The following is a 21,443-nucleotide window of genomic DNA, read 5'->3' as shown; positions in this document are numbered from 1 at the left end:
CGCGCGATGCAGATCAACGACACCCTGATCGACGACACCTTCGCGGAAGCGTTCCCGATGAAGGCGACCCGCCTCGTCATCACCGCGCACACGCCGCGCTGGGCGCGCGCGGCAGCCGACTCGCTGACGGGTTTCGCGACCTCGGTGATCGACTGCGGCTGCGAAGCGGGCATCGAGCACGACATCGCGGCCGACGCGACACCCGACGGGCGTCCCGGCATTTCGGTGCTGATTTTCGCGGTATCGTCGAAGGAACTGGTCAAGCAGATCGCGCGGCGCGTCGGACAATGCGTGCTGACCTGCCCTACCACGGCCGTCTACAACGGCATCGATCCCGCGACGACGCGTGCGCCGTTGTCGGACGTCGCGCCGCTTGGCGGCTCGCTGCGCTTTTTTGGCGACGGCTGGCAGATATCGAAAGTACTCGGCGGCGTGCGCTACTGGCGCGTGCCCGTGATGGACGGCGAGTTTGTCTGCGAAGAATCCGTGCAGACGGTCAAGGCGGTCGGCGGCGGCAACCTGCTGCTGCTCGCGCGCGATCTGGACAGCGCGTTAGCGGGCGCCGAAGCCGCCGTCGCCGCGATGCACCGGCTTGCGAATGTGATTACACCGTTCCCGGGCGGCGTCGTGCGGTCGGGATCGAAGATCGGCTCGAAGTACAAAGGCGCCGTCGCCTCCACCAACGACGCGTTCTGCCCGACCCTCGCCGGCTTGTCGCAGCGCAGCGAACTCGATGCGCAGACGGGTTGCGTGCTGGAGATCGTCATCGACGGGCTGACGGACGCGGACGTCGGCGCGGCGATGACGGCGGGCATCGAGGCGGCATCCGCGGCGGGCACGGGCGTGGTGCGTATTTCGGCCGGGAACTATGGCGGCAAGCTCGGGCCCTACCACTTCAAGCTGCGCGAACTGGCTGCGGGCATTGTGCAGCGCCCAAAAAACGGCAGCGCGACATGAGCACCATCACGTTGCGCGTCAAAGCCGCGCCGGGTTTTCGTGTGGATGGCTCGCCGCTGCTGCCGTCCGCCTTGTCGGCGCTGTCGGGCGCGGAGATTGCGCATCGGTTGCTGCCTGCGGGCAACGAAGCGTGCGCAATCGGCGATCTGTTCGACGTAGCCGTCGATCCGAACGGCGATGACGCACGTCTCGTGATCGAAGGCGACGCAAGCTGGCTGGACCGGCTCGGCGCGCAGCTCGACGCGGGCAGTCTGCGCATCAGCGGCCCGGCGGGCGACTACGCGGGCCTGCGCATGACGGGTGGCACCCTCGACATAGCGGGCGACGCAGGCCATTTCGCAGGCTGCGAAATGCGCGGCGGAACGCTCGTCGTCGCGGGTCATTGCGGCGACTTCGCGGCAGGCGCGCTGCCCGGCGGCATGGAAGGCATGACAGGCGGCACGCTGATCGTGGCGGGCAATGCGGGCGCGCGGCTCGGCGACCGGATGCGGCGCGGCACGCTGTTGACAGGCGGCGACGCGGGCGATTACGCGGCCTCGCGAATCGTCGCCGGGACGATCGGCATTGCGGGCCGGGTCGGCGCACACTATGGTTACGGCATGCGGCGCGGCACGCTGTTGATGTTGCAACGGCCTGAGCGTATCCCGCCCACCTTCACCACGGGAGGACGCGGCTTCGACGTGTTCTGGTCGCTGTTCGCGCGCGCGCTCAAGGCCGAATGCGAGGCGGCGTCGGCCGTGAGCACTGCCGTCGCGCAACGCCTCGCGCCGTTTGCAGCACTCGACGCCCGCACGCCGCCGCAGCGCTACGCGGGCGATCTTGCAGTCGATGGACGCGGCGAACTGCTGGTCGTCGAATGATCGAGGGAACCGACATGAACGCGACACGCTCGACCGATATCGCGCGCAGCGGCATAGAGAGGCCCGAGCGCTTCCCGATGGCGCTGATCGTGCTGCATTGGCTGATCGCAATCTGCATCATCGCGATGCTCGGCATTGGCCTCTATATGGTCGGATTGCCGCGCGGCCTGCCGTTCAAGGCCGTGCTGATCAACTTTCACAAGTCGCTTGGCTTGACGATTTTCCTGCTGGTGCTGATGCGCATCGGAGTTGTCATGGTATCCGGCAGGCCGCCGTTGCCGCCGATGCGAGCGTGGCAACGCGCCGCCGCGAGCGCTACGCAGGTTCTTTTATACGCTGCAATGATCGCAATGCCGGTGACGGGCTATCTCGGCTCGTCGTTCAACACGTACGGCACGCGTTTCTGGGGACTGCTGCTGCCGAAGTGGGGTTGGGACGACAAGGCGTTGCGCCATTTCTGGTTCACCATTCATGAGATCACCGCATGGATCTTCATTGCGTTGATCGCGTTGCACGTCGCGGGCGCGCTCAAGCATCAGCTGATCGACCGCGACGGGCTGTTGCGCAGGATGTTGCCGTGATGCGCGGCGCTCATCATTCGAGGCCGGTTTCAAAGGCGTTTTTGCACGTTCTTTCGGGAGCAAGGTAACGATGAAGGTCAAGGTGCTCGGTTCGTCGGCGGGCGGCGGCTTTCCGCAATGGAACTGCAACTGCCGCAATTGCGACGGCGTGCGCAAAGGCACGATCGCGGCGCGGCGGCGCACGCAGTCGTCGATTGCAGTGAGCGTCGATGGCATGGCGTGGCTGCTCGTCAACGCATCGCCCGATATCCTCGCGCAGATCGCTGCGAATCCTGAAATGCAGCCAGCACGCCATGCGCGCGACACGGGTATCGCAGCCGTGCTGCTGATGGACGCGCAGATCGACCACGTAACGGGCCTGCTGATGCTGCGCGAAAACAGCGCGCCGTTGCCGCTGCATGCGACGGATGCCGTCTGGCAAGACCTGTCGACAGGTTTTCCCGTCGTGTCGATTCTGTCGCACTACTGCGGCATCGAACGTCACACCATTGAGCTCGATGCAGGCCCGTTCGAGATCGCCGCCTTGCCCGGCGTGCGCATCGAGGCGCTGCCGCTGTCGAGCAAGGCGCCGCCCTATTCGCCGCATCGCGCGGCGCCGCAGCGCGGCGACAACATCGGCCTGCTGCTGACGGCGCCCGGCTCCGGCAAGCGCGTGTTCTATGCGCCCGGCCTCGGCGTGCTCGAACCGCCTGTGCGCGAGGCGATGCGCAGCGCCGACCTGCTGCTCGTCGACGGCACGCTCTGGACCCCCGACGAAATGATCGAACTCGGCCTGTCGAAAAAGACGGCTGCCGACATGGGCCATCTCGCGCAAACGGGACCGGGCGGCATGATCGACGTGCTGGATTCGCTCGATAGGCCGAACGCGCGAAAGGTGCTAATACATATCAACAACACGAACCCGATCCTGATCGACGACGGCCCCGAACGGCGCACACTGGCGCAGCACGGCATCGAAGTCGCGCACGACGGGATGCTGTTCGAGCTGTGAGTCGCGCAGATGCAAACGCAAAAGCAGACCACTGATACGGAGACCCGACGGATGAGTTTCAAAGGCGACATCGGCCCGGCATGGACCCGAGCAGAATTCGAAGCGCAATTGCGCGCGAAGGGACAGGCGTATCACATCCATCACCCGTTCAACGTGAAGATGAACAGCGGCGGATGCACGCGCGAGCAGATTCGCGGCTGGGTCGCGAACCGCTTCTACTATCAGATCAACATTCCGCTGAAGGATGCCGCCGTCCTGTCGAATTGCCCCGATCGCGAAACGCGCCGCCGCTGGGTGCTGCGCATTCTCGATCACGACGGCTATGGCGAGGATGAAGGCGGCATCGAAACGTGGGCGCGGCTGGGCGATGCCGTCGGGCTCTCGCGCGATGAATTGTGGTCGCTGGAACACGTGGTGCCCGGCGTGCGCTTCGCCGTCGACGCGTATGTGAACTTCGCACGGCGCGCGCCATGGCAGGAAGCCGTCTGCTCGTCGCTCACGGAAATCTTCGCGCCGCAGATCCACAAGGACCGGCTTTCGACGTGGCCCGAGCATTACCCGTGGATCAAGCCAGAGGGCCTGGCGTATTTCCGTTCGCGCATCTCGCTTGCGCAGCGCGATGTCGAGCATGGCCTCGCCGTCACGCTCGATCATTTCCGCACGCGCGAGCAGCAGGAACGCGCGCTCGACATTCTGCAATTCAAGCTCGACATTCTCTGGACGATGCTCGACGCGATAGAAAAGGCGTTCCCGGCATGAACACTCATGACAACGCGCAAGCCACGGACAAACGCGGCCCGAAACTGAGCAGCCTGTTTCGCCTGCAATGGGAACCGGCACAGGACGCGCATGTGCTGCTGTATCCCGAAGGCATGGTGAAGCTGAACCAGAGTGCGGCGCAAATCCTGTTGCGTTGCGACGGCACGCGCGACATCCCGACGCTCGTCGCGGAACTGGAAACGGCGTTCAACGCGACGGGACTGACGCCGGAAGTCGAAGCCTTCGTCGACCACGCGCGCTCGCGTGGCTGGCTGGAGTGACAGCATGACCGACCTCTCGACACCCGCAACAGAACACGCGCAACAGGCCGCGCGCAGCGGCGTGGGCCCGCCGCTGTGGCTGCTCGCGGAACTGACTTACCGTTGCCCGCTGCATTGCGCGTTCTGCTACAACCCCGTCGACTACACCAGTCATCGCGACGAGCTGAGTACCGCGCAGTGGATCGACGTGTTACGCCAGGGCCGCAAGCTCGGCGCCGCGCAACTGGGCTTCTCCGGCGGCGAGCCGCTGATGCGCGCCGACCTCGAAGAACTGGTCGCCGAAGCACACAATCTCGGCTTCTATACGAACCTCATCACGTCGGGCGTCGGGCTGACGGAGGCGCGGCTCGATACGCTGAAGGCCAACGGGCTCGATCACATTCAACTGTCGTTTCAGGACTCGACCCAGGAACTCAACGACTTCCTCAGCAGCACCCGCACCTTCGACCTGAAGAACCGCGTCGCGCGCTCGATCAAGGCGCATGGCTTTCCGATGGTGCTCAACTGCGTGCTGCATCGCTACAACCTGCCGCATGTCGACAAGATCATCGACATGGCGCTGGCCATGGGCGCCGAATATCTGGAGCTTGCGAACACGCAATACTACGGCTGGGCACACGCGAACCGCGCGCAACTGATGCCGACCGCGGAGCAGTTGCACGAAGCGGAAGCCGTGGTCGAACGTTACCGGAAGGAGATCGGCAACCGCTGCAAGATTTTCTTCGTCGTGCCCGATTACTTCGAAACGCGGCCCAAGCGGTGCATGAACGGCTGGGGCTCGGTGTTTCTCGGCGTCGCGCCCGACGGCGCCGCGCTGCCCTGCCATTCGGCGCGCTCGCTGCCGGGCCTCACGTTTCCGAACGTGAAGGACACGCCGCTCGGGCATATCTGGTATGAGAGCGACGCGTTCAACCGCTTTCGCGGCTTCGAATGGATGAAGGAGCCTTGCCGGAGCTGCGACGAAAAGACCCACGACCTCGGCGGCTGCCGTTGCCAGGCGTATCTGTTGACGCACGACGCCGCCAATGCCGATCCCGTCTGCGACAAGTCTCCTCATCACGAGCAGGTTGTACGCGTGGTGCGCGACGCAGCCCAGCGTCCCGCCACGCTCGCGCCGAACGAACAGCCCGTCACGTTCCGCAACGACGCAAACTCGAAACGCCTCAGCGCCGACGCACGCGGGATCACAGCGACGCCTCACACCGGGAGCACCCGATCATGACGACGCCCGCTATTTCCGTGCTTCTCGTCGACGATCATGCCGTCGTGCGCGAAGGCTACCGAAGGCTGCTCGAACTGAGCCCCGATGTGCGCGTCGCGGGCGAAGCCGCCGACGCCACACAGGCGTATCAGCGCTTTTGCGCGTTGCAGCCGGATGTCGTCGTGATGGATCTCGCGTTGCCGGGCGCGAGCGGGATCGAAGCGATGCGCCGCATGCTCGCGAGAGAGCCGGACGCGCGCGTGCTCATTTTCAGCGTGCACGAAGAGACGCTTTTCGTGCGTCGCGCATTCGATGCCGGCGCATGCGGCTATGTGACCAAAGCGAGCGCGCCCGATGTGCTCGTCGAAGCGGTGCGCGCCGTCGCACGGCGCGTGCGCTATCTGAGCGCCGATGTCTCGCATGCGCTCGCGCTACGGACGATGTTCAGCGAAGGGCCGCCCGGACGGCAACTGTCCGCGCGCGAGTTCGAAGTGCTGCGCCTGCTCGTTCAGGGCTATACGCTGCCCGTGATCGCAGAAAGGCTCGGCCTGAGCCAGAAGACGATTGCGAACCATCAGTCCGCGATCCGGCAGAAGTTCGGCGCAAACAACGGCGTGCAACTCGTGCAGATCGCGCAGCGCCTCGGTTTGCAGTTCTCCGAGCTTGCCGCGCCTCACGAGCTTTTCGGTTCGGCGGGATCGATGGAAGCGTTTGGTTCGGGCAGCCCGAGCTGAGCCGGTACGCGCGCGCACAGCAGAAAGCCGCGCGCCGGCTCGCTCGCGACATGAAACTCGCCGCCTAGCGCTTCCACGCGTTCGCGCATGCCGATCAGCCCGAGCCCGATGCGCGGCTTCGACAGATCGACGCCGGGGCCGTCGTCGGCGACCGTGACGACGATTTCTTCGACCCGCTCGCGGCTGGCAGGCGCTCTCACCAGATAGATTTCGACATTCGCTTCGCGCGCGAACTTCGACACGTTCGTCAGCGCTTCCTGCACGAGCCGGTAGAGCGTGATGTTGAGCGCGTCGGTGAAGCCGTCGAAGTCGCCTTCGATGGTCAGCTTGAACGACGCCTCGGGCAGCCGCTCGCGCCAGCCCTCCACGCAATGTTCGAGCGCGCTCGGCAAGCCAAGCTCGTCGAGGCCGATGGGCCGCAGCTTGCGGATCATCCCGCCAATCTGCCGATACACGAAGCCCGCGCTTTGCATCACGGCAAGCGACGCACGATGCACCTCGCCGCCCCGCGCCGACAGATCGCGTATGCGCGCGGCGTCGAGTGCGATCGCATTCAGGTATTGACCCAGTTCGTCATGCAGTTCGCGCGCGAGATGACGGCGCTCGGCTTCCTGTGCCTCGATGCCCTGACTCGCGAGCCGCCGGTTTTCGGCGAGCAGCCGCGCGGCCTCCTGTTCCGCCTCGCGGCGGCGCTGCAATTCCTTCTGCGAATCCCGATAGCGCCGCCACGAGAACCATGCCAGCCCCGCTGCGAGCACGAACAGCGTGACGGGCAGTTCGTCGAGCTGATAGCGCTCGGCGCGGCGGCTCCAGCGATACGCGATCTCGGAGACGTCGAAGACCGAGCACAGCGCGCCGACGATGACCGTCAGCACCACGACGCAGGTGAAGTCGCGCCACGCGACCGGCCGCGACTCCGTGGCGCGGGTGGCCGCGCTTTTGCCCGCTGCGGGCTGCGGCGCGCGCGAGGGGTCTGCCGCGCCCGATGCATCCGCGCGACTGTCTGCATCTGCTGCTTGCCGTGGGTCCGGCCCGGCGTCTGCCGGTCTGGCTGAGGAGAGAGCTTCGGGCATGAGCGTGTCGATGGAAGCGGTCATTCATTCTACTCACCGAACGGGTGCTTTTCGTGTTGCTTTTTGCAGGTTTGGGAGCGTCTCCCGAAAGAATCGGGAAAGCTTCCCGGGCATGACGTGCCTTTGTTATGCGACGCTGCAATCACCGGCGAAGCGACATGGAGACAGGCATGCGCAGTTCGCGAGCGCGTCGCCGACACAAGGCTAAAACAACCTGCTGGAGACGACAACGATGAAACCTTCACGGCGCAAATCACGACGCGCCCGTCTGCATCCTCGCAAGCGCGCATTGCAATTGGTGTGCGGCAGCGCATTGGCCAGCCTGTGCGCGGCGGCCTGGTCGCAGGAGGCCGCACCGCCGCCCGCCGATACTCCCCCCGCCGACGTCCAGCAGACTGCGCAGAACACGACGCAGGAAGCCGAAATGCCGTCGATTCTCGTGATCGGCACTACGCCGCTGATCGGCATCGGCACCGCGATCGAACTGGTGCCCGCCAACGTGCAGACGATCCGCGGCCACGAGATCGACCAGCAGCATCCGAACACGCTGACCGACTACTTCGCGACCAACCTGCAAAGCGTCGACATCAACGATGCACAGGGCAACCCGTCGCAGATGGACATCAGCTATCGCGGCTTCACGGCTTCGCCGCTGCTCGGCACGCCGCAAGGGCTGTCCGTCTTCATGGACGGCGTGCGGATCAACGAACCGTTCGGCGACGTCGTCAATTGGGACCTGATACCGCAGGCCGCGATCGATACGATCCAGCTGATTCCCGGCTCCAATCCGACCTTCGGCCTCAACACGCTCGGCGGCGCGATTGCCATCACGACGAAGAACGGCAGTAACTCGCCGGGTGGCGAAGCGGAGATCAGCGGCGGATCGTTTGGACGCAAGAGCGCGCAGATCCAGCAAGGCGGCGTGATCGGCAGCAATGTCGACTATTACTTCACCGCGAACGCGGCCAACGACGACGGCTGGGCCGATCACAACGGCAGCCGCTTGCGCCAGGCTTTCGGCAAGCTGCGCTATCACGATGCCGACACGACGCTGTCGATATCCGGAGGCGGCGCCGACAACACGCTCGACGGCTCGCAGACGATTCCGCGCTCGTTTCTCGACAACCGCAAGCAGGCTTACACGTTTCCCGACCAGAACAACAACACGGTCGGCTATCTGACGATTGCGGGCGAGCACTATTTCACGCCCAATGTGCAGTTGAGCGGCACGCTCTACTATCGCCACTATCGCAACAAGAATGTCAGCAGCAACGTCAACGACGACTTCGATCCCGATGATCCCGACGACGCACCGCCCGCGACCAACGTGCAGTCGACGGTATTCACGCAAAGCTACGGCGGGAGTCTGCAACTGGCGCTGTTGCAGAACCTGTTCGGCAAGCGCAATGAACTGACGCTGGGTGTCGCCGCCGATCTCGCGAATACGCACTTCACGCAATCCTCGCAAGATGCGACCTTCACCGACACGCGCGCGACCATCGGCACCGGTCCGTTCCTCCCGACGACGGATGCGAAGACGCGCAATGAAACCTACGGCGTCTATTTCACCGACACGTTCTCGTTTACCGATCAATGGGCGTTGACGTTTGCGGGCCGCTACAACTGGTCCCGCACGACGATCGGCGACGAGAGCGGCGTGCAGCCGCTGCTCGATGGACGTCATGTGTTTTCGCGCTTCAATCCTGCTGTCGGCATTACTTACAACCCGACCGATACGCTCACCGCGTACTTCACCTACAACGAAGGCATGCGCTCGCCGACATCGATCGAACTGGCGTGCGCGGACCCGGATGCGCCCTGCTCGCTGCCGAATGATTTCATTGCGGACCCGTCGCTCAAGCCCGTCATTTCGAAGACGTTCGAAATCGGCGCGCGCGGGCGCATCGGCGGCAATACGACGTGGAGCGCCGCACTGTATCGCACGACGCTCGACGACGATATCCAGTTCATCAGCAGCAATGGCGCGGCGAGCTCGCTCGGGTTCTTTCAGAACGTCGGCAAGACGCGCCGGCAAGGCTTCGAACTCGCGGGCCGCACGAAGTATGGTCCGGTTGGCGTGAGCGCGAGCTATAGCTATATCGACGCGACCTATCAATCGACATGGACCGAGAGCAGCGCGAGCAATTCGAGCGCGGACGCGAACGGCAACATCACCGTGAAGCCCGGCGACAAGATTCCCGGCATTCCGCAGAATACGGTGAAACTGCGGATCGACTACACGCCGTTCGCGGCGTGGAATATCGGCACGAACCTCACGTATCGCGGCAGCATCTTCGCGCGCGGCGACGAAAACAATCAGGATGTGAATGGCACGGTGGCCGGCTATTTTCTGATCGATCTCGACACCACGTATAACGTGACGAAGCAGCTTCAGGTGTTTGCGACCGTCAAGAATCTGCTGAACAAGCACTATGCGAACTTCGCGATTCTCGGCGAGAACTTCTTCAATGGACCGAACCATACGTTCGATCCGGGTGGTGTCACGAATGAGCAGTTTCTTGGAATCGGCGCGCCGCGCGGGGTGTGGGTTGGGTTGAGGTATGCGTGGAAGTGAGTGCGTTGCGCTGGATTGCTTACTGGTTCTTCTGCCCGCCGCGAGCGGGCTTTTTTTCGCCTGCTTTTGATGGTGAAGTTTCGATCGACTCAATCAGAAAAGACTGATTTTTCGCATAGTGTTGCGCCCGCGAGCGTGTCAACAATCTTTGACAGAAAGGCTACGCGAGTTTCGCTAGGCTCTTCGCTCCAAAAATAAGCAACACGAATAAATGAATCAGAAGACCTATCGGCTCGTGTATAGCCGGTTGCGCGGTATGCTTGTCGCCGTCGAGGAAACCGCCACGGCAGCAGGAAAGGCGGGAGAGACACGCGCGACGGGCCGCGCGTCGGGAGCGCTGGAGATATTACTGTCGTTGCGTCAGCTTGCGCTGACGGCGCTGCTCGCGCTTTCGCCACTCATCGCGGGCGCGCAGATCGTACCGGGCGGCGCGCGCGCGCCTGGCATGGTCACGACGCAGAACGGTATCCCGCAGGTCAACATCACCAAGCCGTCCGGTGCGGGCGTGTCGATGAATACCTATGGCCAGTTCGACGTGCAGAAGAACGGCGCGATCCTCAATAACTCGCCGGTTATCGTGAGCACGCAGCAGGCCGGGTACATCAACGGCAATCCGAACTTCGGGCCAAACGATGCGGCGCGCGTGATCGTCAACCAAGTCAACAGCAGTTCGCCGTCGCAGTTGCGCGGCTATCTCGAAGTCGCCGGCAGAAACGCACAGGTCGTTATCGCGAATCCGAACGGGTTGCTGGTCGACGGCGGCGGCTTCATCAATACGTCGCGCGCGACGCTCACGACAGGTACACCGAATTTCGCGGCTGATGGTTCGCTTGCCGGCTTCAATGTCACGGGAGGCACTATCGCCGTGCAGGGCGCGGGGTTCAATGGCTCAAGTATTGACCAGGTGGATCTTCTGGCGCGTGCGGTGCAGGCCAATGCCGCAATCTACGCGAAGAACCTCAACGTTGTGACGGGGGCGAACAACGTCGACTATGGATCGCTTGCCGCGACGCCCATCGCTGGCAGCGGCCCCGTGCCGGGTGTCTCCATCGACGTAAGCAATTTAGGGGGCATGTATGCCAATCGCATCGTTCTGGTTGGCACGGAGAACGGTGTCGGGGTGTCAAGCAAGGGCGTGCTCGCTGCACAGGCGGGCGACCTGATCCTGACGACACAGGGCAAGCTGGTTCTCGCCGGTCAGACGAACGCAAGCGGCAACATCACTGCGAGCGCGCACGATGGCATCGACAACAGCGGCACGACCTACGCGCAGCAGAGTGTCAGCGCAAACACATCGGGCGCTTTGTCCAACAGCGGCACGCTCGCCGCGCAGCAGAACACTGCCATCAGTGCGGGCAGCGTCGCATCGACGGGTACGCTTGGCGCGGGCGTGAACAATGACGGCACGATTGCCGGTTCCGGCGACCTGTCTGTGACAACGACAGGAGCACTCACCGCGACGGGCCACAACCAGGCTGGCGGCAATACGACCATCCGGGGCGCGGGCGTCAATCTCGCCGGCAGCAATACGTCGGCCAACGGCGCGCTGACGCTTTCCAGCAGCGGCGACCTGACCCTGTCGAATGCGACGACCACGGCGGGCGGCGCGCTCAGTGCAAACGCATCGGGCACGCTGACCAACGACGGCGGCAAGCTGTCCGGCGGATCGGTTCAGGCATCGGCGGCGAATGTATCGAACACGGGCGGACACATCGTTTCCGGATCGACGCTTGGCTTGAACACGGCGGGCGCGCTCGCGAACCGTCAGGGTGTGATCCAGTCGGCGGCGGGTGCAACGATTGGCGGCGCTTCGCTCGACAACACGGGCGGACAGATCCTGTCGCTCAACGGCGACGGCCTGAACCTTGGGGTGACAGGCACACTGCTGAACGGCGTCGGCGGCATCATTGGCGGGAATGGCAATGTCCAGTTGAGTGCGCCCATCTTCACGAACCAGGGCAAGGTGAACGCGCTGCGTGACGCGGTGCTGCGTGCGTGGAACGTGACCAATAGCGGTTCACTCACAGCAGGCGGCATCTTGACTGCGGCAGCAACGGGCGCACTGAGCAATGCAGGTGGCTCGCTGTCCGGCTCGACGACCACCGTGTCAGGTGCGTCTGTCGACAACACGAACGGCAGCATCGACGGCGATACGCTCGCGGTCACGTCATCGGGCGACTTCGTCAACCGCAACGGCAAGCTGACGCAGTACGGCACGACCGACCAGACTATCAGCGCGGGCGGCAAACTCGACAGCACGGGCGGCACGATAGCGTCGAACGCCAATAACCTGACGCTGTCGGGCCAGTCGGTCACGAACGATAACGGCACGCTCCAGCATGCGGGCGCGGGTGTGCTCAAGGTGAAGGTAACAGGCGCACTATCGAACGTCGACGGCAAGGTTCAGACGAACGGCACGCTGACCATAGCGGGCGCGAAGCTGGACAACAGCGGCGGCACGCTGACCGCGCAACAGGCGGCACAGGTCAATGCTGACGCGGGCATCGTCAACCGCAACGGCACGCTGTACGGCGACAACGGGCTGACCGTCTCGACTCAGGGCGACATTGACAACACTGGCGGCTCGGCGCAGTCGGCGGGCGACCTGTCCTTGAGCGCGGGCGGCGCGTTGTCGAACGCACAGGGAACGCTTTCTGCCAACGGCGCGCACGGTACTGCTAATGTCGCAGCCGCGAGCATCGACAACACCAAAGGCAAACTGACCAATGCGGGCGACGGCGCAACGACCGTGACGGCGTCGAACGTCACCAACACGGGCGGCACGCTCGGCGGCAATGGCGACGTGACGATCAACGCGCAGACGCTGGAGAACGGCGCCGGCGCGAATCTCGTCGCGGGCGGCGCGGCGAATCTGAACGTTCAACAACGCGTGAACAACGCGGGCGGCACGCTGTTCGGCGGCACGGCGCTGAACCTGAACCAGGCGAACGCGGCCGTCATCAACGACGGCGGCGCGATTCTCGGCGGGCTGGACGTGTCAGTGAATGCCGCGTCGCTGTCGAACGCGGGCGGCGCAATCCGCGCAAACCGGGACGTGTCGGCGAGTGGTGTCGTTTCCGGCGACGGCGACATGATCGCGGGCCGCAATCTCTCGCTCGCCATCAACGGCAACTACACGAGCGGCGCAAGCAACAACCTGCGCGCTGACGGCGACATGAGCGTCAGCGCAACGGGCACGCTGACCAACACGGGCACGCTCGCCGCCACTGGCGCGCTGACCGCGACGGGCGCAAATGTCGTAAACGCGGCGGGCGCAGACATCAATTCGTCCAATACGACGGTCAATGCGAACGGGACGCTGACCAACGCCGGACGCATCGAAGGCGACGCTGTCGCAACGAACAGCGCAACGCTTGCCAATACCGGCACGGTCATCGGTAATGATGTGACAGTCAATGCGAACGACGTGCAGAACACGGGCGCGGCGGCGGTGATCGCGGGCGCGAACTCCGTGCGTATCTATGCACAGAACTCGATCACGAACGCGGACGGCGCGCTGATCTATAGCGCGGGCAATCTGGAAATTGCAAAGGACGGCACACGCGACGGTTCCGGCATGCTCGCCAACCAGACAGCCACGCTCACCAACAGCGCGGCGATCATCGAAGCAGACGGCGACATCGACATCGCCGCGCGCACGGTCAGCAACATCCGGACAGGCGTGCAAACGGCAGCAGGCACCCCGCAGGACGCGGGCACCACTACCCTGACGCTCTGGACGGCAGGCCTTGGCGACGACCTGTCGGCGGGCGTGTTCGGCAACTACCACAGCCTCGATTTCCCGCAATGGAACTGGAGCGCGGGAGCCATGGCCGACCAGACCATCTATGGTCTTGCGCAACCCATCACCGTGAAAATCCCCGCGTCACAGGTCACGAACCTGGACACGAAGGCACAAACGTTCTCGCTCACGCAGCCTGTCTACGACCACTACCAGTCGGGCGCGACCGTGGTGGCGCGCAACATCACGAACAACGCAACGCAGTGGTACAACAGCCTGACGGATAACGGCGACGGCACGGTGTCGATCACGTTCTGGCCGGACTTCGATCCCAACAAAAACATGCAGCCGGACCGGCAACAGGTGCGTTGGGACATCAAAAACCATGACTACGTCGAGAAGTCGCGCACCACACAGACCACGACGACCACCGACCAGCTCGTGAACGCGGGCAACGTCGCGACGATTCAGGCACAGGGCGCGATCCGCATCAATGCGAATGGCGGCAGCATCGATAACCAATCGTCGACGATGGCGGCAGGCGGAGACCTGGTACGCCGTGCGGACAGCGGCAGCGTCACCGATACGGGTACGGTGCTCCAGCAGGCGGTCGTCACCAGTACGGAATCGGTCTTTTACTGGCATCAGAAGACAGGCGGCAGCAGTGATACGACGCAGCCCCGCAGCGACGGCGCTTTCGACGGCGTCAGCCAATACACAACGACCGTCGATGCCCTGCCCGCGATTGCCTCGTCGAACTCGAACGTGCAGACGGATGCACAGTCCATCAGTATCAACTCCGTCGACCGTCAGGGGAACACGGTGGCCGGTTCCGGCGTCACGGGCGGCAGCGCGGACGGCACGCAGACGGGCACTATCAGCGGCCAGTCTTCGAGGCCGCAGACGGTTGGCGGCGCGACGGGCGGCATTCCGAACCTGAAACTGCCGGTGAGTGGCCTGTACACCTACAACACCGCGCCTGGCGCGACGTACCTGGTTGCGACCGATCCGCGCTTCACGCAGTACGCGAATTTCATTTCGAGCGACTATCTGCTGAAACAGTTGGGCTACGACCCGTCGACTGTCGAGAAGCGTCTCGGCGATGGGCTGTACGAGACGACGCTGATCCGCAACCAGGTGACACAACTGACGGGCCGCACGTTCCTTGCAGGCTTTACCGACAACCTGGACGAATACACGGCGCTGATGAACAACGGCGTCACGTATGCGAAGGCGTTCGGTCTGGAACCGGGCATTGCGTTGTCGGCCGCGCAGATGGCGCAACTCACGACCGACATGGTCTGGCTAGTGTCGCAGGACGTGACCCTGCCCGACGGCTCGCACCAGAGCGTGCTCGTGCCGCAGGTGTATCTCGCGCAGTCCAGCACGGTTGACCTGACGCACAGCGGCGCGCTTGTCGCGGGCAACGCGGTGAACCTGAACGCGAGCGGCGACGTGAACAACAGCGGACACATCGTCAGCAACGTTGCGACCACGGTCATCGGCAACACCATCACGAACAGCGGCATTATCGGCAGTGCAGGCACGACGGCCGTTGCAGCCGTCCAGGACGTGCGCAACTCCAGCGGACGCATCGGCGGTGCCGATGTCGTCGTGCAAGCCGGTCGCGATGTCATCAACGAGACGCAGACCTACGGCGTGTCGAAGTCATTCGCCGACCGGAACTACACCGGTACTGCCACGGGTACGGCCGTCGATGCGGTCAGCACGATTTCAGCGACGAACAACGCGGCCTTGATCGCGGGCCGGGACGTGAACCTCAATGGCGCACAGATCCAGGCTGGCGGCAATGCGGCCATTGCAGCGGGCCGCGATCTGAATGTCGGGACGGTCGACCTCACCGCGACGAAGGATTCGAGCGGGTTCGGCGGTCAGGATTTCCTGCATGACAGACAGACGCGGAACCTCGGTAGCGCGATTGTCGCGGGCGGCGATCTGGCGACGGTATCGGGGCGCGATACCACGCTTACCAATGCGACCGTTCGCGCAGGCGGCGACGCAGCGATGGTTGCTGGCGGCAACCTGACTGTGACGGCGGCGAAGGACGTTCATACGCACAGTGAACAGTCGATGAGCAACAGCAAGAGCCAGTCGACCAGCTCGTCCTATGACGAACAGGTGCAGGGTTCGAGCATCGGCGCGGGCGGCAACGCGACGCTTGCTGCCGGTCTGTCCGGCAGCGGCAACCTCGCAATTCTCGGCTCGACGGTCGCAACGGATACAGGTGGCGTCAAACTCGTCTCGACGGGCGACGTGACCATCGGCAGTGTCACTGAAACACACGACTCGCAAAGCTGGTCGCACAACGAACACTCCGGGTTCATGTCGAAAACGAAGACGACGGATACGACCAGTGCGCATCAGGTGATCGCGAACGGCTCGACGGTATCGGGCGATACGGTCACGGGTGCAGCCGGTCGCGACATGACGATCACCGGCTCGACCGTTGCCGCAACGAATGACGTGAACCTGTCCGCAGCGAACAACCTCACGATCAACACGTCGCAGGATACGAGCGATGCGAGTCACTTCCATCAGACCACTAAAACAGGGCTTGGCAGTTCGGGGGGCGTCGGTATCTCCTACGGCAAAGTCGACACGAAGAACACCACGCACGACAGTTCGACCACGAACAACGCCAGCATGATCGGCAGTACAGGTGGCAGCGTGAACCTGACGGCAGGCGCTGACCTGCACGTCACAGGCAGCGATCTGATCGCTGCGAAGAACGTGACAGGCACAGGCGAGAACGTGACCATCGACGCAGCGACGAACACCGCGCACCACGACGAAACGCAGGAAGTCAGCAAGAGCGGCTTCACGCTGGCCGTGAAAGCGCCGGTGATCGACGCGATTTCGAACACCGTCGACCAGGCGCGCGCGGCGAGTCGCAGTCAGGATGATCGCGCGGCGGCGCTGCATGGCATGGCGGCGGCAAGCGGCGCGCTGGATTCTTTGGGCGCGGCAGGCGGCGCGATGAAGGAACTCGCGAGTGGTCAGACGCCGTCAGGCAAGATCGAACTCAGCTACGGCAGCAGTCACAGCAAGAACACGTTTGCAGAGGATAGCACCAGCAACCGGGGTTCGAGCGTCACGGCGGGCGGCACGGCGGCATTTTGTCGCGACGGGCAACGGCACAGCGGGAAGCGGCAATCTCACGATTGCCGGTTCGAACGTGAACGCCAACGACGTGATTCTCGCGGCAAAGAATCAGGTCAATCTCGTCAATACAACCGATGCCGATACGACGCGCAGCACGAACCAGTCGAGCAGCGCGAGCGTGGGCGTGTCATACGGCACGCAGGGATTCGGCGTGTCGGCGTCGATGGCAAAGGCGCACGGTGACGCGAACAGCGACGCCACCATGCAGAACAATACGCATGTCACGGCCGCGAATACGGCGACCATCATCTCGGGCGGCGATACGAACATCATCGGCGCGAACGTGAACGGCCGTCAGGTGAATGCCGATGTCGGCGGCAACCTGAACATCGCGAGCGTGCAGGATACGATGGCAAGCAACGCGCATCAGGAAAGCATGGGTGGCGGATTCAGCATCAGTCAGGGCGGTGGCAGCGCGAGCTTCAGTTCGCAGCACGGCAACGCGAACGGCAGCTATGCGGGCGTGAACGAGCAGGCAGGTATCCAGGCGGGCGACGGTGGATTCAACATCAACGTCAAGGGCAACACGGACCTGAAAGGCGCGATCATCGCGAGCGATGCGGATGCGTCGAAAAACAACCTGACGACAGGGACGCTCACGTATTCCGACATACAGAACCAGTCGAGTTACAACGCGCATTCGAGCGGGTTCAGCGCGGGCGCGACGACGGGCGACGGTGGCTCGAACTACAGCACGCACGGCCCCACTTCCGGCAAGAACGCAGGCGGCGGTGCGCCGATGTTGAGCCAGAACGACAGCGGCAGCGATAGCGCTACTACGCGCAGCGGGATTAGCGCGGGTACGATCAACGTCACGGACAGCGCGCATCAGACGCAGGACGTGGCGAGCCTGAACCGCGATACGTCGAACACGAACGGCACGGTCGCAAAACTGCCGGACGTGAACAACATACTGAACAATCAGGCTGACATGATGGCGGCGGCGAGCGCGGCAGGCGAAGCGGTGTCGCGGCGCGTGGGCGACTTCGCCGATTCGAAACTCAAGGAAGCACAGGCAGCTGGCGACCAGGCTGGCATCGACGCATGGAAGGAAGGCGGCACGGCGCGCGCGGAAATGCAGGCGGCAGGTGGTGCACTCGTCGCGGGTCTCGCGGGCGGTAATGCGCTTGGCGGCGCGGCTGGTGCAGGCATTGCGTCGATTGCTGCGGGCAAGCTGAACGAACTGAGTGGTGCGATTGCAGGTTCGAATCCGACTGGCAACGCAGATATGAACCAGGCGCTAGGCAACATCGTTGCTAACGCGATTGCGACTGGCGCGGGCGCGGCGGTCGGCGGCAATGCGGGCGCATTCTCCGGTTATGACGTGGACCGGTACAACCGGCAGTTACACCCCGAGGAAAAGCAGGTCATCAAGGATTTGGCTAACGGTGACGCAACCGAGGAGCATCGTCTTGAGGCGGCAGGATGCGCGCTTGTGCATTGTGCGGCTGAGTACGCCCCGGGGACCGCGGACTATGCCAAATACTCAGCGCTGCAGACGGAAGGCGCTGGTTATACCGCCGAACAGGCGCAGTTGCAGAACTATAACGGTACCTCTTTCTCGGCGGCGAGCTATGGCGGAATGGTGCAGCGGACGCCGGGAAGCAGCTTGTTTCATTACAGCGCTGGAGATGCGCAGGCAGACAACTCTGCATTTACATCAAACGTATTGGCACAGCAGCCGGGAAAAATTGACTATCTGAGCGTAGGCGGCACTGCTCTCGGAATGTCTGGTAGTTTGGCTGTGAATTTGCATAACGGAAATGTTTACATCGGTGGTGGCGGAGCTGTTCCGATTTCGACCGGTGCGTCTGTAACTATTGGAGTGATTCCGGCGTATGCGGGACAACTCCCGTCGAAACAGGCAGAAGCGACTGACGGACTTCTCAATGGTGGTGCATACGGTGCAAATACTTGCGCCTTCGGCGTGTGTGTCGGGGGAAGCCACGCAATAGGCGGAGATACATCCGTTGAAGTAGGTTTGGGTTTCGGGGGCATTACGCGTGCTGCAAACATCGGCGCAGGTGCAGGAACCAGCGTTAGCGTGCCGGCTGGCACACTGCCCGGCATGCAGCCGAGGCGATAAGGGGCGTGAAATGGTACGGTTAGAAAAGCTGAACAAACGGCTTGGAATTGGGTTCGCATTGATCGGAGCGTTCGCGATATTTTTTGCCGCTAGAAGTAATCCGACAGATGCGGGGAAGAAGCTTCTCTTTATGAGCAGCGATGTTGACGCCGTGTTGCGCAACGGCGGGCATGTCGTTTCGAGAACTCAAAATAGCAAATATGGCTCTGCTCTTATATTTGTGACGATTGATGCAGATTCATGGTCTTCTGGACTAGCGGATAGTTACACGGATACTTTAAGGTCACTGGGCTGGAAAAAAGGGAGCGACGAAGACCGGACTTTCCTTTGCAAAAACGGTGCTCGGGCAGATGTCTATAGGGACGCGGAATACAACGAGGGGAAGCCAGCGTATGGACTCAGCATGAGCTATAACGCTCGGACTATCCAGCAGTGCAAGCACAACGAAAACGGCTAATAACTCTATATTGAGGGTGGCCACAGCCGCTTTCCGCATCACCCGCAGCATCAGGAACCATCCAAATGAAAATCCGAAAGAGGCTGGCGGCTCTGCCGCTCACAGCCCTGATCACACTCGCGTCCAACGCGCAGCAAACGCCGACGCCCGCAGAGGCGGCAGCCGCCGCGCGCGCAAACGCGGAACAGAACCAGCAGCTACAACAACAACGCGACGCACAGCAGCGCGAGCAGACCGTCAACGCGCCCGCCGTGCGCTCGACCGTGCCGAACGCCGGGGTCTATCCCGAACTCCTGCATGAATCGCCGTGCTTTCGCATCGACACATTCGCGCTCGACGTACCCGCCACGCTGCCCGATGTCGCGCGCAAGCATGGCGCGTCTAATCTCCCGCTCGATCCTTTCTGGTTCGCGCGTGAATGGCTCGACCACTACAAGGGCCAATGTATCGGCAAGGCCGGACTCGACACACTGACGAAGGGGTTGCAACAGACGATTCTCTCAGGCGGCTACGTGACGACGCGCGTGCTGCTGCCTGAACAGGATTTGTCAACGGGCGCTCTGAAATTTGCCCTCGTGCCGGGTGTCGTGCGTCATCTGCGCTTTGCCGATCCTGACATGCGCGGTACGTGGAAGTCTGCATTCCCGGCCCGCGACGGCGACCTGCTGAACCTGCGCGACCTTGAGCAGGGACTGGAGCAGATGAAGCGCGTCGCGTCGCTGGACGTGGACATGAAGATCGAACCGACCGACACGCCGGGCGAAAGCGACATAGTTCTGAACGTCAAGCACTCAAAGCCCTGGACGTTTGTCGTGTCGGCCGACAACTCCGGCACGGACGCGACGGGCAAATGGCAAGGCAACGTAAGTCTCGGCATCGACAACCCACTTGGCCTGAACGACGTGTTCATGGTCGGCGCGAACCAGGACCTGTCGTTCGGCAACAAAACACTCGGCTCGCATGGCTTCAACGGCTCGTATTCCGTGCCTTGGGGCTACTGGACGGCAACGCTGTCGGGCAACACGAACACGTACTACCAGAACGTCGCGGGCGTGAACCAGACATTCGTGTCGAGCGGCAACTCGCAGACGGCCACATTCAGGCTTGCGCGCGTGCTCTCGCGCAGCCAGAGCGACGTGCTTGGTGCCTACGTCCAGCTATCGAAGCGCTTCGGCGAGAGCTTCATCGAAGGCGCGACCATCCCGATACAGGACCGCAACAACACCTTCATCGAAGCAGGCACAACGGATCGTCATTTCTTCGGAACGGCGCAGTTCGACGGCACGCTTGCCTATCGCCAGGGCATTCACGGCTTGGGCGCAACGGGCGACCCGAACCCGAACCTGTATGACCCGACCGCGCAGAGCAAAGCACACCCGACGTATCTGTACAAAATGACCGTGCTCGACGCCAACCTGTCGATACCGTTCGCCCTCGCGTCGCACAACTTCCGCTACGTGACGACCTTCCACGGCCAGTACACCAACGACCTGCTGTTCTACATCGACGACCTGACCATTGGCAGTCGATACACCGTACGTGGCTTCGACGGCGAAACGATGCTCGCGGCAGAGAAAGGCTTTTACTGGCGCAACGAACTGCAATGGCCCATCTTCCAGACGGGACAGACGCTCTACGCAGGTATCGACTACGGGCGCGTGTTCGGCACGAACACAGCGATTCTGGCGGGCACCCAACTCGCGGGCGCGGTGATCGGCATTCGCGGCGGCATCCCGGCGAAGTATGCGGGTTTCTCGTATGACCTGTTCGCGGGCACGCCCATCTACAAACCGGCCGGATTCCCTACTGCGTGTGTGACGGTCGGGTTCCAGATGACGGCGCAGTTCTAGGAATCCAACCAGACCGATCTCATCTGCCCGGTTGACAAGGTGCATTACTGAATATCCATGTTCACGCGTCGGAAGGATTCCACCCATCGCTACGACGCGTGCCTGGCGCTTAT

At 63.0% G+C, this 21,443-nt stretch carries 12 protein-coding genes and 1 pseudogene; 12 read left to right on the top strand and 1 reads right to left on the bottom strand.

Going from position 1 to position 21,443, the window contains the following annotated elements; translation table 11 throughout:
• Positions 1-6: 6 nt before the first annotated feature.
• The 8 genes from fhcD to C2L66_RS32670 all read left to right on the top strand — a co-directional run bounded on the left by fhcD (position 7) and on the right by C2L66_RS32670 (position 6,364).
• Positions 7-957, top strand: coding sequence for a formylmethanofuran--tetrahydromethanopterin N-formyltransferase (fhcD, locus tag C2L66_RS32705; protein ID WP_054931963.1), 951 nt, complete (start codon positions 7-9; stop codon positions 955-957).
• On the top strand, positions 954-1,817 hold the full coding sequence (locus C2L66_RS32700) for a formylmethanofuran dehydrogenase subunit C (protein WP_060607625.1): 864 nt from the start codon (positions 954-956) through the stop codon (positions 1,815-1,817). The genes fhcD and C2L66_RS32700 overlap by 4 nt, the downstream gene beginning before the upstream one ends.
• A 14-nt stretch (positions 1,818-1,831) precedes the next feature.
• A complete protein-coding gene (locus tag C2L66_RS32695) occupies positions 1,832-2,398 on the top strand; it encodes a cytochrome b (RefSeq protein ID WP_054931962.1) in 567 nt (188 codons plus the stop codon).
• A gap of 70 nt (positions 2,399-2,468) precedes the next feature.
• Complete coding sequence (gene pqqB, locus C2L66_RS32690) at positions 2,469-3,389, top strand: pyrroloquinoline quinone biosynthesis protein PqqB (protein WP_054931954.1); 921 nt, start codon at positions 2,469-2,471, stop codon at positions 3,387-3,389.
• Between the two features lie 51 nt (positions 3,390-3,440).
• Positions 3,441-4,148 (top strand): pyrroloquinoline-quinone synthase PqqC, encoded by a 708-nt coding sequence (gene pqqC, locus C2L66_RS32685; protein ID WP_035995294.1) that lies wholly within the window; start codon positions 3,441-3,443, stop codon positions 4,146-4,148.
• On the top strand, positions 4,145-4,429 hold the full coding sequence (pqqD, locus tag C2L66_RS32680; RefSeq protein WP_060607622.1) for a pyrroloquinoline quinone biosynthesis peptide chaperone PqqD: 285 nt from the start codon (positions 4,145-4,147) through the stop codon (positions 4,427-4,429). The genes pqqC and pqqD overlap by 4 nt, the downstream gene beginning before the upstream one ends.
• A 4-nt stretch (positions 4,430-4,433) precedes the next feature.
• Complete coding sequence (gene pqqE / locus C2L66_RS32675; protein ID WP_060610377.1) at positions 4,434-5,651, top strand: pyrroloquinoline quinone biosynthesis protein PqqE; 1,218 nt, start codon at positions 4,434-4,436, stop codon at positions 5,649-5,651.
• Positions 5,648-6,364, top strand: a complete 717-nt coding sequence (locus tag C2L66_RS32670; protein ID WP_060607620.1) for a response regulator transcription factor — start codon at positions 5,648-5,650, stop codon at positions 6,362-6,364. The genes pqqE and C2L66_RS32670 overlap by 4 nt, the downstream gene beginning before the upstream one ends.
• Here the strand turns inward: C2L66_RS32670 and C2L66_RS32665 are convergent.
• Complete coding sequence (locus C2L66_RS32665) at positions 6,304-7,461, bottom strand: ATP-binding protein (protein ID WP_060607617.1); 1,158 nt, start codon at positions 7,459-7,461, stop codon at positions 6,304-6,306. The two genes, C2L66_RS32670 and C2L66_RS32665, sit on opposite strands and share 61 nt — an antisense overlap.
• 208 nt (positions 7,462-7,669) lie before the next feature.
• On the opposite strand from C2L66_RS32665, the gene C2L66_RS32660 reads away from it, so the two are divergent.
• The 4 genes and pseudogenes from C2L66_RS32660 to C2L66_RS32645 all read left to right on the top strand — a co-directional run bounded on the left by C2L66_RS32660 (position 7,670) and on the right by C2L66_RS32645 (position 21,330).
• The gene (locus C2L66_RS32660) at positions 7,670-10,012 is read left to right on the top strand and encodes a TonB-dependent receptor (RefSeq protein WP_060607616.1); all 2,343 of its coding nucleotides are present in this window, start codon (positions 7,670-7,672) and stop codon (positions 10,010-10,012) included.
• A gap of 211 nt (positions 10,013-10,223) precedes the next feature.
• Positions 10,224-19,023: pseudogene (locus C2L66_RS32655) on the top strand (hemagglutinin repeat-containing protein).
• 10 nt (positions 19,024-19,033) lie between these two features.
• Positions 19,034-19,480, top strand: coding sequence for a hypothetical protein (locus C2L66_RS40965; protein ID WP_148654637.1), 447 nt, complete (start codon positions 19,034-19,036; stop codon positions 19,478-19,480).
• A gap of 65 nt (positions 19,481-19,545) precedes the next feature.
• Positions 19,546-21,330 (top strand): ShlB/FhaC/HecB family hemolysin secretion/activation protein, encoded by a 1,785-nt coding sequence (locus C2L66_RS32645; RefSeq protein ID WP_060607609.1) that lies wholly within the window; start codon positions 19,546-19,548, stop codon positions 21,328-21,330.
• Positions 21,331-21,443 lie beyond the last annotated feature (113 nt).

This window comes from Paraburkholderia caribensis, from assembly GCF_002902945.1.
Lineage (GTDB): Bacteria > Pseudomonadota > Gammaproteobacteria > Burkholderiales > Burkholderiaceae > Paraburkholderia > Paraburkholderia caribensis.
Note: the sequence above shows the minus strand (reverse complement) of the source record. Positions and strands in the feature narration are given on the sequence as shown.